Below are 12,208 nucleotides of genomic sequence, written 5' to 3'. Positions count from 1 at the left end.
TAGTCTTTTTTTTATTTATTATTTTTGCTAGCCGGCCGGCCATCGTATTAGCTACTATTAATAATGTGAGCTTTTTTAGCCGGCAGCTTAATGGTAATTGGGAATACTCTATTTATTTGCCGCCAAATTATGAGCAGGGCGATGAACGTTACCCGGTTATTTATTTTATGCATGGTATGTATAATAATAACCGCACTTTCGCTGCGAACCGTTTTGACCGTATTATTACAGAGGCCATTACCGGTGGCCGAGTACAGCCTTTTATTATGGTTTTTCCCAATGGTTTTAGGTATAGCTGGTGGGTAGATAGCCGGCGTTACGGTCCCTTAGCGACGGCTTTTACCGAAGATTTAATCCCGCATATCGAGGCCGAGTACCGTATTTTAGCTAACCGTAATAACCGCCTAATTGGCGGTATTAGTATGGGCGGCAGCGGGGCTTTATTGCATGGTTTAACTAACCCTCAGCTCTTTAGCCGGGTAGTATTATTTTCGCCGGCGGTTTATGTGCCGCTGCCGGGCGAGGAATGGTCTAACCCACGCAGTTACCGTGCTAATTTTAGGCACAATATGGTTATTAATAACATTTTTAACAGAGGGGCTTTTGGCAGCCCGTTTAACGCCCAACTTTGGCAAGATTTAAGTTTTTTAACTCTGTACCCGCTTTATTTGCAGCAAAACCAGCGTTTGCAATTCGATATTTTTTATGGTAACCGCGATGGCATTACCGATAACGCTACCCAAAATTTAATCGATTTTTTAAGAGAGCAAAACGCTAATTTACAAGTGGTAACTTTAGATGGCGGCCACACTTGGCGGGTATGGCAAGAGGCGCTGCGCCTGCTGCTAACCAATGAACTGTTTAATTAGGTTATTAATGGTTTAAACTTCTTCTTCATCTAAAGGCAATAGGGTGGCGCTTTCTTCGTTTAGCGGCTCATCATCGTTGGTAAAGCTTTGTGCTAGGTAATTATCCAGCAAGCCGGCAAAGTAACAATCTTCTAAAGTTTGGCCATAAATATTTTTCATAACTTAACTTTCGGGTGGGGAAAGCTACGCTTTACTTAAAATAGTTAGGTTTAACCGAATTTTAGGTTTCCTTTGACTGCTCTCCATCATCATCGCTTGATTGACATTTTTAACATAATAGTTTATATTAATATATAAACATTATGCAAAAAATAGTAAATAATATAACCGAATTAGTGGGCAAAACCCCTATGGTTTATGTAAGGCAATATGCTAAAGCCCATAACTTAAATGTACTGCTTAGCGCTAAGCTAGAGCACTTTAACCCGGCTGGCAGCGTAAAAGATCGTATCGCTCTTTCGATGTTAGACGGGGCCGAAAAGAGCGGCCTGCTAAAGCCGGGCTCTGTAATTATCGAGCCTACCAGCGGTAATACCGGTATTGGGCTGGCTTTGATAGCTGCCGCTAGGGGCTACCGTTTAATTTTAACCATGCCCGAAACCTTTAGTATAGAAAGACGTAAATTGATGGCGGCTTATGGAGCTGAGCTGGTGCTAACTGAGGGGGCTAAAGGTATGCGGGGAGCTATCGAAAAGGCTGAAGAGCTGGCCCGAGAAACACCGGATGCCTTTATGCCGCGTCAATTTGATAACCCTAATAACCCCAAAACCCACATTAATAATACCGGCCCCGAAATTTGGGCGGCTACAGAAGGTAAAATCGACATTTTTGTGGCCGGTGTGGGTACCGGTGGTACTATTACCGGTGTGGGCGGTTACCTTAAGGAACAAAACCCTAACATACAAATTATTGCCGTAGAGCCGGAGGATTCGCCGGTATTGTCGGGCGGTAAACCCGGCCCGCATAAAATTCAGGGTATAGGGGCCGGTTTTGTACCTGCTATCCTTAACACCCATATTTACAACGAGATTATTAAGGTAAGCAGCGTAAATGCTATACGTACTTGCCGCAGTTTGGTGCAAACAGAGGGTATTTTGGCCGGTATATCTTCGGGGGCGGCGTTGTATGCGGCCACACAGGTGGCGGAGCGTGCCGAGAATGCCGGTAAAAGCATCGTGGTGGTCTTTCCCGATGGTGGTGAGCGTTACCTCTCCACTCCGCTGTTTAATGACGAATAAAAAGGTGTTTTAAATGAACAATAAAATTGCAGAAACCATCGAGCAAGCCGTTAAAAGCCTTAATAGTTGCGAGAGCGATTGCCGTAATTACCCCAGCCGGGCCGAGATTATCGGCCTTATCGATAAGCTGCGGCTTATTTTATTTTTTGATTTTTTTGAGGAAAATTTTTCTTTAACTTTGCCTGCCGGTGAACGGTTGCGGACACTGCTTTGGCAGCTATCAAGTAATTTAGTTACTCAAATTGCTTTAGCTTATCCTTATAATCCTAAAGTAAATAACCATACCGATAAAGAAATTTTGGCTCTAGCGCAAGGCATTACGGCAAATTTTATGGCGGCTATCCCGCAAATTAAAGAAGAGTTAGCCACCGATATAGAAGCGGCCTTTAATGGCGACCCAGCAGCCGAAAGCCGGGTCGAAATTATTTTGGCTTATCCCGGCCTTTATGCTACTATGGTTTATCGTATAGCTAACCGTTTTTATAATTTAGGCGTGCCTTTAATTCCCCGCATTATGGCCGAATATGCCCACAGCCTTACCGCTATCGATATTCACCCGGCGGCTACTATTGGCCGGCATTTTTTTATCGACCATGGCAGTGGCACGGTGATTGGGGCTACAGCCCACATCGGTAACCATGTTAAAATTTATCAGGGGGTTACGCTGGGAGCGCTTTCTACCAAAGAGGGGCAAAAGCTTAAAAATATTAAGCGCCACCCCACCATTAAAGATAACGCTACCATCTATGCCGGAGCCACCATTTTGGGCGGCGAGACGGTGATAGGCGAAAATGCGGTGATAGGCGGTAATGCTTTTATTGCTAAATCGGTGCCCAATAATACCGTTGTACGGGTGCGTAATCCCGAGCTTCAATATAAAGGCGATGGCGCTACCGCTTGGAGCAATTTTTAGCCGCTTGTGGTCTTTTAAATTATCTTAACAATAATGGGCTGTATTTAGTTGACAAGCGCCACTAAGCTCTCTATAATAAGTTATGACCGAGATACGACAATTACAGCTAGAGGCCGTAATTTTAGAAAAAATAGCCGCTATGATTGTAAGCGATGTCATAAAAGACCATCGTGTAGGGCGTGATATAGATATTACCAGAGTTAAATTAGCCAAAGATAGCAGCTTGGTTAAAGTATATATAAGCAGCTACAAAAGCCGTGCCAGCGTTAAATTAGCGGCAGAGGGCTTAAATAGTGCCGGTGGTTTTATTAGAGTGGCTTTAGGCAAAACTTTAAAGAGCCGCAACACTCCTAAGCCCATCTTTTTTGTTGACGATAGCCTGCGCGAAGGTTTTTTCCTGGGTGAGCGTATTAAAGAGGTAGTCGCTGAGATAACCGATGACGCAGCTGCCGAAGAGCCGGCTGATGAGTAAAATTGATGGCTTTATTTTATTACATAAAGAGCCCGGTGTAACCAGCTTTGAGGCCTTACGTCCTATCAAAAAATTGTTAGGCAAAGGAGTAAAAGTTGGCCATTGCGGTACGCTGGATAAATTTGCCGAAGGGCTAATGATTGTGTTGGTGGGCAGTTTTACACGGCTTAACCAATTATTTAGCGGGCTAGATAAAGAGTATTGGGCAACCATTACTTTTGGCCGGCAAACCGCTACCCTCGACCCGGAGGGAGAGGTGATAGCTACGGCTCCATTACCTTTGGAGCAACCTTTAACAAAAGTTGTTAATCAATTTACAGGCCGGCAACAGCAGGTGCCGCCGGCGTATTCGGCGATACATGTAGATGGTAAACGCGCTTACGAGCGAGTGTTAGCGGGGGAAGAGCCCGAATTAAAACCGCGTGGTATTACCATTTACCGTAGCGATATTCATCACTTAAAATTTAATGAAAACATACAATTTAATGCTGCTGTGGTAGAGGAAGCTACTTTGCAAGTTATTTGCAGCAAAGGTACTTACATACGCAGTTTAGCGCGTGATATTGGCCTTGCCTGCGGCAGTGCGGCTTACTGTTGTGCTTTAAAACGTACCAAAATAGGCAATTATACCGCTGATTATAACTTTGACGAAGGCGGTTATTTTGGTCTTGAAGATGCCGTTAAAGCTAATCAGCTTACTTTAAATGCTATTAAAATGCCAAGCCAGTTAATTAATTACCTACCGGTAGTTAATTTGGTTATAAAAGATGAATTTGTTAAAGCTGTTAAATGCGGCAACATCTTTAAAGAGGATTGGGTGTTAAGTAAAAAATTAAATAACTTAATGGGCTGGTTACCGTTAAAAGATGTGCTGCTTTTTGATAATGCCGGTAATTTTTTAGCCGCTGCTTATAAAGAACAAGATGGGTGGCGTTATTATTTTGTGAAAACAGGGGAATAATTAAAAATTAAAAATTAAGAATTAAAAAGGAGTATTTTTAGTTCTTAATTATTATTTCTTAATTCTTAATTTATGCAAATATTTCAGTGGCAAGATGGGAACGTTTGGCAAGGTCGGCCGCTTAAGCTAGCTTTAGGCGGTTTTGATGCTGTGCATTTGGGCCATCGTTCTATTTTAAATCAGGCTGATGCTGTAGCTTACTTTAGGGTGTTACCGGCAGAAATATTTGGGGCAAACTTTAAAGGGTACCTGCGCAGCGAAGAGCAAAGGTTACAAATTTTTAAAGAGCTGGGGTTAAAAGCCCTGCTAACCATTGACTTTTCTGCTAATATCAGTAAAATGAGTGGTGAGCAGTTTTTAACAGCTTTATACTGCCAGCTGCCTTTTACTACCTTAATTACCGGTGAGGGCTTTAGGTTAGGGTATAAGCGCGAATGGGGCCGGGCCGAAATTACGGTTTGGGCTGCAAACAGGAGCAGTAATTATTTGGTTATGCCTTTAACGCAGCTTAAAGGGCAGCAAGTAAGCAGCAGCCATATTAGGCAGCTTGTATTGCAAGGGCATTTTAATTTAGCTAAGCAGTTATTGGGCGGTAAGTCTTATAGCCTTAGTTTAACGGGTTTGCCTAATTGCCATAAAGATGGAGAAGTGGTCTATAATTTAAATAATGTTAAGCAGGTGGTACCGCCCGCCGGTTGTTATAGCAGTGAACAGGGCAGGGTATTGCTAAAAGATAAAAATTTGTATATAACTAATAAAACAGATGAAATTGTTTTCTATTGAAAAGGGAGTAAAATATAATGGCTTTAAGCAAAGATGTTAAAGAGCAAATTGTTAGTAAACATGGCGTAAGCGCTAAAGATACCGGCGGAACTAAAGTGCAGGTGGCTCTTTTAACTAAACGTATTAACGATTTAAACGAGCATTTTAAAGTGCATAAAAAAGACCACGCCGGTAGACGCGGGTTGTTAAAACTAGTGGGTAGCCGCCGTTCGCTGCTTAATTATTTAAAAAGGCGCGACCTTGATGGTTACCGTAAACTTATTGAAGAGCTTGGCTTAAGAAAATAGCTTTTAAAAATTAAGAACTAATAATTAAGTGAATGGAGAGATAAAATGGCAACTAAAGAAAAAGCCTATAAAAAAAACATAGCTGCTCGTAAGGAGCAAAGTGCAAAGTTGGCCGCTAAGTATGGCAGCGGCGAAAAAGACGGCAGCCTTGCCGTGCAGATAGCCGTAGTAACCGCTAAGGTTAAAGAGCTGGCCGCTAAAAAAGATAAAACATCGGCTAATAGGCTGGCCTTAGCTAAACGTAATTTAAATAATTTAATTGGTAATTACCGCCGTATTAATAAAGAAGCGGCTGTAGCCTTAGAGAAAAGTTTAAAGTAAAAAAGGAAAAATTAGCCCTTATATAAAGGGCTTTTTCTTTAAGTCCTTTTCGCCGGCACAAAACCGTAAGTTTTGATTGTATGGGTGTCTGTGAGGGCGGGGTAGTCGTATTGAGGGCTGCCCTTTGATTAAAAAAAGCAATAATAAAGATGCAGGAAAAGATATAAATGAATAGTGCAAAGATAATGTTAGGCGAGCACGAGCTCGTTTTAGAAACAGGTAAGATGGCTAGACAGGCCAATGGGGCTGTACTGGCTAAATATGCAGGAGTGTCGGTATTTGCTACCGTTTGCTGCAGCGCTAGCGAAGGCGAGCCGATGGATTACGTGCCGCTTTCGGTGGAGTATAACGAAAAATATTATGCCGCCGGTAAAATACCGGGAGGTTTTTTAAAGCGTGAAGCTAGACCAAAAGATAAAGAAATTTTGGTAAGCCGCTTAATAGATAGACCCATGCGCCCGCTTTTTTACAAAGAGTTTGGCCGCGAAATTCAGGTAGTGCCCACTACGGTAAGCGCCGACCAAGTAAACCCGCCCGATACCATCGGTATGCTGGCCGCTTTTGCCGCTGTAGCTATCAGTGATATTCCTTTTAACGGTACGGTGGCGGCGGTACGTGTGGCGTATCTTAATGGTGAATATGTAATTAATCCTACCTTTGAGCAAATTGAAAAGGCCGAGCTGGATATTGTGGTGGCTGCCAGCATGGACGGTATCTGTATGGTGGAGGGCGGCGCCCACGAAGTAAGCGAAGATTTAATGTTGGGCGCTATTGCTAAAGCCGATGAAAAACTTAAAGAGCTGCTTGCTTTTATTAAAAAGTTTGGCGAAGATTTTGGCAAAGAAAAATTACCTTTACCGCCTGCTAAAAGTAAGTTAGATGCCGAAGCAGCTATTAAGGCAATGGCCGCTCCTTTGTTGGCGGAGGCCGCTTACGTACAAGGCAAACAAGCTAGGCGCGAAGCGATTAACAAGGTGTATAACGAGGTTGTTACCCAGTTTGCGGCAGATTATGACGAAGAACAAACTAAAAAGCTTAATGAATTGTTTGAAGAGATAGAGCGTGATATTGTAAGGCAAACTATTTTAGATAAAAATTTACGTATTGATATGCGTAAAACTAACGATATTAGGGCCATTAACTGTGAGGTTGGCTTGTTGCAGCGTACTCACGGCAGCGCTCTTTTTACACGCGGCGAAACCCAAAGTTTGGGGGTAACCACTTTAGGCACCACCTTTGATGAGCAGATTATGGACGATATTGACGGCGACCGCCGTGAACGTTTTATGTTGCATTACAACTTTCCGCCTTATAGTGTGGGCGAAACCGGCCGTTTAGCTACCGGTAGGCGTGAGATTGGACATGGTCATCTTGCTCAGCGTGCCGTTGAGCCTATTTTGCCTAACTACACCGATTTTCCTTACACGCTTCGGGTGGTAAGCGAGGTGCTAGAGTCCAACGGGTCATCAAGCCAAGCTACGATATGTTCGGCCAGTTTATCGCTGTTAAATGCCGGTGTGCCTATCAAGGCTAGCGTAGCCGGTATTGCTATGGGTTTAATTAAAGAGGGCGAACGTTATGCTGTGCTTTCAGATATTTTAGGGCAAGAAGACCACTTAGGGGATATGGATTTTAAAGTTGCCGGCAGTCTAAAAGGTATTACCGCCTTTCAGATGGATATAAAATGCAGCGGTATCACCCTAGATATTATGAAGCAGGCCCTAGCGCAGGCGCACGAGGGACGTATCCACATTTTGGGTATTATGAACGCTTGTTTAAACCAGCCGGCCGCTGAGGTAAGTATTTGGGCGCCGCGTATCGATAACTTTAAAATTGATGTTGATAAAATTGGGGCGGTGATTGGGCCCGGCGGTAAAAATATTAAAGCCATTGCCGAAAAAAGCGGGGCTAAAATTGATATTGCCGACAACGGCATGATTACCGTTTCGGCCCGCAATTACGAAGGTATCGAGTTGGCTAAAGCCGCTATTTTAGGTATGGTGGCCGAGCCCGAGATTGGCACCATCTATAACGGTGTAGTAAAAACCATTACCGATTTTGGCGCTTTTATTGAGTATTTACCGGGTAAAGAGGCGCTTTGCCATATTAGTAATATTGCCAGTGTGCGGGTAGAGAATGTACGCGATTATTTGCAAGAAGGGCAAGAGGTTAGGGTAAGGCTGATTGAGATAGATAAAATGGGGCGCGCTAAATTAAGTATTACCGATGCCGATAAGGCTGATTGGAAAGCCGGGCCACCGGCTGCACGCAGTGGAAGATCGCCTAGATAACTGAAAAATAAAAACTGAAAGGTGAAAATTGTTGTCTAATAAGCTTAAAGTTAACATATATTTTAATAAATGTTATAATTTTTTTAGTTTTCAACTTTCAGCTTTCAGTTTTATATTGCCGATATAAACAAGTAAGTTATAGCTTTGTTTAGAGGGTAATAAAAATTAATGTCTTTGACCAATTAACTGCCGCTTTATCTGATGAAGAACGTTTAAAGATGCTCGATAAATTGCGAGCCGGCATTAACTATGATGAAAGCGCCCTAATAAGTAAAGAAAATAATGAAACCGGTGATTTAATTAGTGAAAAAGCGGCTTTATCGTTGTGGGAGCGTTTAAAAATCTTTTTATTAAGTTTTTTTAACCGCGATAAATATGACGACGTATTGAAAGGCCATCTTTTAAACAAAAATAGCAAAGAAATTAAAAGTAGTTTTAGCGGTTTTATTAACTTTGAAAATAAACGTTATTTAGCCCCTTTTTATAATAACTTTGAAGAGCTAGCTAATAGTATTGCTATATTTAAAAAACCATTAGATAATGCGTTAAGCGAAAACCGTCAAGAGTTTTATGCTTTTTTAGGCGGTGATGAAAGCCCAAATTTACAACAGCAGCTGATAGATGCCACTAATCCCTACAGTATAGCGGCCAGCCAGCCCGATTACGATAGTTACACCTTACGAACAACGATTAAAAGTAATTGTAGCGAGCTTATACGCGAAATAATTGCCGAAAGCCGCTCCGCTATTAGCGGCCGTACACGCAGTTTAGCTCACCTTGAGAGGCTAACTGCTTTTAATTTTGATAAAGCTTTAGCGTTGTTTTCTAAAGATAAAAGCGTTTCTTATCAAATTATGGATAAACCTTTAAAAAAACTTAACGCCATTTTGTATTCGTTTCAAAACCCTCCTTCAGCTAGGTTACTGGAACTGCTTTTTTTATTTAGTTATAAATGTAATGGCGTAGCGGACGATTTAATAGTAGCTAAATTAGAGGGCGATTTAAAAAAAGCTATTTATGCGCTAGAGGTTATTAAAAAATTTAATAAATTTCCTTTAACTAAAGCTATTAAAGTGTTAGAGCAAGATTATTTTTATAAGCCCGATTTACTCTCCGGTGGGGAAGACTGGGCAAATTTGTATCAAAAATTTTGGACTAACCGGGCCGATAAAGCCGTTAAATTTTTTATCTTTGAACGTAAATATAATGAACAAGTAACTTTAATTACTATTCTATTAAACGAAGAAAAATTCCCGTTATTGCCTTATTACAGCCAGCAGGGCTGGCCCGAACCTCTGCATGCTATCCAGCAATGTTCGCTAGCCTTAGTAAATAGTTTTTTTACGAAAATTTACGATTATTATCAAACTGCTGCCATTAAACCGTTGCTAGAAAATGCTAACTTTTTTAAAAAAGATAATAAAGCCGCTCTTCTCGAGGTTATAGATATGCTGGCTAAAGTACATATCGATTTAAATAACTTTGCCGCCAGCATAATGGAAGGTGATTTGGCTCTTATCCTCAACAGAGGGATTAACGATAAAGAGGGCGAAGCTAAACAACAAGATGCTGCCGTTACGGCTAATCGTTTGGCGGCTACCATTGTGCAAAATGCTATCGATGCGATGCGTATTTTAACTTTAATCTTTGAGGGTATCGTTAAAAGTAATATTGTTGGCGGCAAATTTGGCGGTATTAGTAATTTAGGCGAATTAGATTTACAAAAAGTTAACTTTAGCACCGAACTTAATGACATTTATAACCAATGCGCCGCTCTAACGGCCGCTTTAAGCGATATGAAAGATTTAGAAGAGCGTATGGCTAACCTTGAACGGGAAGTAGCCGGCGAAAGTTTAGCTTTTTAGCTTAGTTAGCTATACCTTCCGGCAGGCCTTTCCAGCCTAATTTTTGCCGTAATAGCTGGTAAAATTGTAAATTGTTAGGGCCGTATAACTTTAAAGTTTGCTCATCGGCGGTAATAATAACTTTATCGTGCTCTTTTAAAGGAAATTCGGCGTGGCCATCTAAAATAAGCACCAATTTGGCCCGTTGGTAATCTTTAATATTAAAAACAATTTCATCGCTTTGCGGGACGACTAAAGGCCGCATAGCTAACGAAAAGGGACTAATTGGCACTAAAATAAGTGAGCGCGCCTCCGGCGGCATAATAGGCCCGCCGCAAGAGAGCGAGTAGGCCGTACTGCCGGTGGCGGTGGCTGCTATCAGGCCATCGGCTTTGATGGTGCCTAAGTTTTCGTTGTTAATGGTTAAGTTAATATTTACCATACGTAGGTGCTCGTAACAGGTTACGACGGCTTCGTTAATGGCAATATCGCTGTAAACAATTTCGTTATGACGTTTTATTTTAATGTTAAGCAGTGTGCGGTTGGTATAAATAAGGTCATCGTTAAGCAGCATAGCCAGTGCCTGCTGCCATTCGCCGGCCTTAAAATAAGATAAAAAACCAAGTGTGCCAACATTAATGGCTAAAATAGGGGTATTTAAACCATAAAGTAAGCGTCCGCCGCGAATGACCGTACCATCACCGCCTAAAGTTATTGCTAAGGGATAACTTTTGGTTATCGGGCTGCCATCATGTTGCTCGTAAGTAATGTTGTGTTTGGTTAAAAAATTGATTATGTTTGGCAAAAGCGAAGCTGCTTTATCTTTAGTGGGGTTTGCCATTAATAAAATAGGGCCTAGCATAATGTAATCCTAGCGGGTGAGCCGTTGCAGCTCGTTCACGTCAAAGAGGTGGCGGGTACTTAAAATGGTAAGGTAGCTGCCGTCTTCTTGTTTTACTACGCCGGAGACAAACTCGTTGCCAATACCACTAATAACCTGCGGCGGCGGCTGTACCAGCTCTTTAGCTATGGTTACCACTCTTAGCACACGGTCTATCATAATACCAACCTTAACTTTGTTAATATTAAGTACCACAAAACCCGATAGCATATCGTCATCTTCTTCATCAATTTCTATTTTCTTTAAGGAAAAACGGTTATGCAAATTGATAATGGGAATAACTTCACCCCGCAAATTAAAGATACCCTCTACATATTTAGGGGCGTGCGGCAACGGGCGGACAGGTTGTATCGAGTGTATTTCTTTAACGTCCATAATGTTAATGCCATAATTTTCGCCCCCTAACTGAAAGGTTACTAATTGGTAGGAATCGTTTGCTTTAACAACTTGTTTGGTATTAGAGCGCATATTTTTTCCTTATTATTTAATTTGGGCTTCGCAGGCCGCTAGCAGCGAAAAATTATCATCGGCAATAAAGTCTTCTTCAAAAAAGGCACTACCTAGCTTAAGCTGTAAAGTTAGCGGCCGGCCATCAATATTATTAATAGCCAGCAGTTTAGCTTTAATTTGCTCCAGTTTTTGCTTTACCTCTTGGCTTTGGTTAGTATTTATAAAAATAATAGCAAATTTGCCGCCGGCATAACGGCTGACAATATCGCGGCTAAAGGTAAGCTTATTTAAATTATCGGCAAGTTGCTTTAAAACTTTGTCGCCGGTTGCCCGGCCAAATTGCCGGTTTATAGTCGCCAAGTTAGCTATCTCTAGTAAAGAAACGGCAAAAAATTGTCTTTCTTCTTCGTTAGGATTATTATTTATAAAATTAAGCACCCGATTTACTTCGGCTAAATAATATTCATCAAAAAATAGGCGATTGTAAAGGCCGGTTAATTGGTCGCGCGTGGCAAAAAAGTGGCTACTTTCTTCAAACAATTTTTTTAGCTGTTTATTACGCATATAAAGCTTTATTAAAAAAATTAACAATAATGAGCTAATGAAGAGGCTGATGACAATTAACATATTACTAGTATAGCATTAATTAGCCCTTAGTGTCTAGCTACTTACAAGTACTAAATATTTATCTGGATTGCTCTGGCGACAGAGAAGATAAAAATATTGAACACTCACAAATGGCTGATTAGCCTAACCTTTTTACCTTACCAAAAGAATTTTAAAAATTTTCCAAAATATTTTCTCAAGTGAAGAAATAGGCCACCGTAATTGATAAACGGAAGATGAAAGATGACTTTCACCTTTTAATTTTATTTACT

14 protein-coding genes are annotated in these 12,208 nt (G+C 41.3%); 10 read left to right on the top strand and 4 right to left on the bottom strand.

The window, feature by feature from the left end:
* Window positions 1-869, top strand: an 869-nt coding sequence (locus FWE37_07180) for an alpha/beta hydrolase-fold protein (protein MCL2520763.1), incomplete at its 5' end; no start/stop codon positions are given.
* 12 nt (window positions 870-881) lie between these two features.
* On the opposite strand, the gene FWE37_07175 is transcribed toward FWE37_07180, so the two are convergent.
* Window positions 882-1,028, bottom strand: coding sequence for a hypothetical protein (locus FWE37_07175; GenBank protein MCL2520762.1), 147 nt, complete (start codon window positions 1,026-1,028; stop codon window positions 882-884).
* A gap of 143 nt (window positions 1,029-1,171) precedes the next feature.
* Between FWE37_07175 and cysK the strand changes: the two genes are divergently transcribed.
* The 9 genes from cysK to FWE37_07130 all read left to right on the top strand — a co-directional run bounded on the left by cysK (window position 1,172) and on the right by FWE37_07130 (window position 10,000).
* Window positions 1,172-2,107 carry a cysteine synthase A gene (cysK, locus tag FWE37_07170; protein ID MCL2520761.1) on the top strand — a complete coding sequence of 312 codons (936 nt, stop codon included), beginning with the start codon at window positions 1,172-1,174 and terminating at the stop codon, window positions 2,105-2,107.
* Between the two features lie 13 nt (window positions 2,108-2,120).
* On the top strand, window positions 2,121-3,020 hold the full coding sequence (locus FWE37_07165; protein MCL2520760.1) for a serine acetyltransferase: 900 nt from the start codon (window positions 2,121-2,123) through the stop codon (window positions 3,018-3,020).
* Between the two features lie 82 nt (window positions 3,021-3,102).
* Complete coding sequence (gene rbfA / locus FWE37_07160) at window positions 3,103-3,492, top strand: 30S ribosome-binding factor RbfA (GenBank protein MCL2520759.1); 390 nt, start codon at window positions 3,103-3,105, stop codon at window positions 3,490-3,492.
* On the top strand, window positions 3,485-4,453 hold the full coding sequence (truB, locus tag FWE37_07155) for a tRNA pseudouridine(55) synthase TruB (GenBank protein ID MCL2520758.1): 969 nt from the start codon (window positions 3,485-3,487) through the stop codon (window positions 4,451-4,453). The genes rbfA and truB overlap by 8 nt, the downstream gene beginning before the upstream one ends.
* A 72-nt stretch (window positions 4,454-4,525) precedes the next feature.
* A complete protein-coding gene (locus FWE37_07150) occupies window positions 4,526-5,236 on the top strand; it encodes a hypothetical protein (protein MCL2520757.1) in 711 nt (236 codons plus the stop codon).
* 17 nt (window positions 5,237-5,253) lie between these two features.
* Complete coding sequence (gene rpsO, locus FWE37_07145; protein MCL2520756.1) at window positions 5,254-5,523, top strand: 30S ribosomal protein S15; 270 nt, start codon at window positions 5,254-5,256, stop codon at window positions 5,521-5,523.
* 45 nt (window positions 5,524-5,568) lie between these two features.
* Window positions 5,569-5,844: a hypothetical protein gene (locus FWE37_07140; protein MCL2520755.1), complete on the top strand. Its 276-nt coding sequence runs from the start codon at window positions 5,569-5,571 to the stop codon at window positions 5,842-5,844.
* Between the two features lie 167 nt (window positions 5,845-6,011).
* Window positions 6,012-8,135, top strand: a complete 2,124-nt coding sequence (pnp, locus tag FWE37_07135) for a polyribonucleotide nucleotidyltransferase (protein ID MCL2520754.1) — start codon at window positions 6,012-6,014, stop codon at window positions 8,133-8,135.
* Between the two features lie 218 nt (window positions 8,136-8,353).
* On the top strand, window positions 8,354-10,000 hold the full coding sequence (locus FWE37_07130) for a DUF5312 domain-containing protein (GenBank protein ID MCL2520753.1): 1,647 nt from the start codon (window positions 8,354-8,356) through the stop codon (window positions 9,998-10,000).
* Window position 10,001: 1 nt separating this feature from the next.
* Here the strand turns inward: FWE37_07130 and FWE37_07125 are convergent, their stop codons facing one another.
* The 3 genes from FWE37_07125 to FWE37_07115 are packed head-to-tail and all read right to left on the bottom strand — an operon-like array spanning window position 10,002 to window position 11,957.
* The gene (locus tag FWE37_07125; protein MCL2520752.1) at window positions 10,002-10,841 is read right to left on the bottom strand and encodes an NAD(+)/NADH kinase; all 840 of its coding nucleotides are present in this window, start codon (window positions 10,839-10,841) and stop codon (window positions 10,002-10,004) included.
* 9 nt (window positions 10,842-10,850) lie between these two features.
* Window positions 10,851-11,348 (bottom strand): chemotaxis protein CheW, encoded by a 498-nt coding sequence (locus tag FWE37_07120; GenBank protein MCL2520751.1) that lies wholly within the window; start codon window positions 11,346-11,348, stop codon window positions 10,851-10,853.
* Window positions 11,349-11,360: 12 nt separating this feature from the next.
* Window positions 11,361-11,957, bottom strand: coding sequence for a GGDEF domain-containing protein (locus tag FWE37_07115; GenBank protein ID MCL2520750.1), 597 nt, complete (start codon window positions 11,955-11,957; stop codon window positions 11,361-11,363).
* Window positions 11,958-12,208 lie beyond the last annotated feature (251 nt).

The organism is Spirochaetaceae bacterium (assembly GCA_009784515.1).
GTDB lineage: Bacteria > Spirochaetota > Spirochaetia > WRBN01 > WRBN01 > WRBN01.
This window is presented reverse-complemented; position numbering and strand designations above follow the sequence as displayed.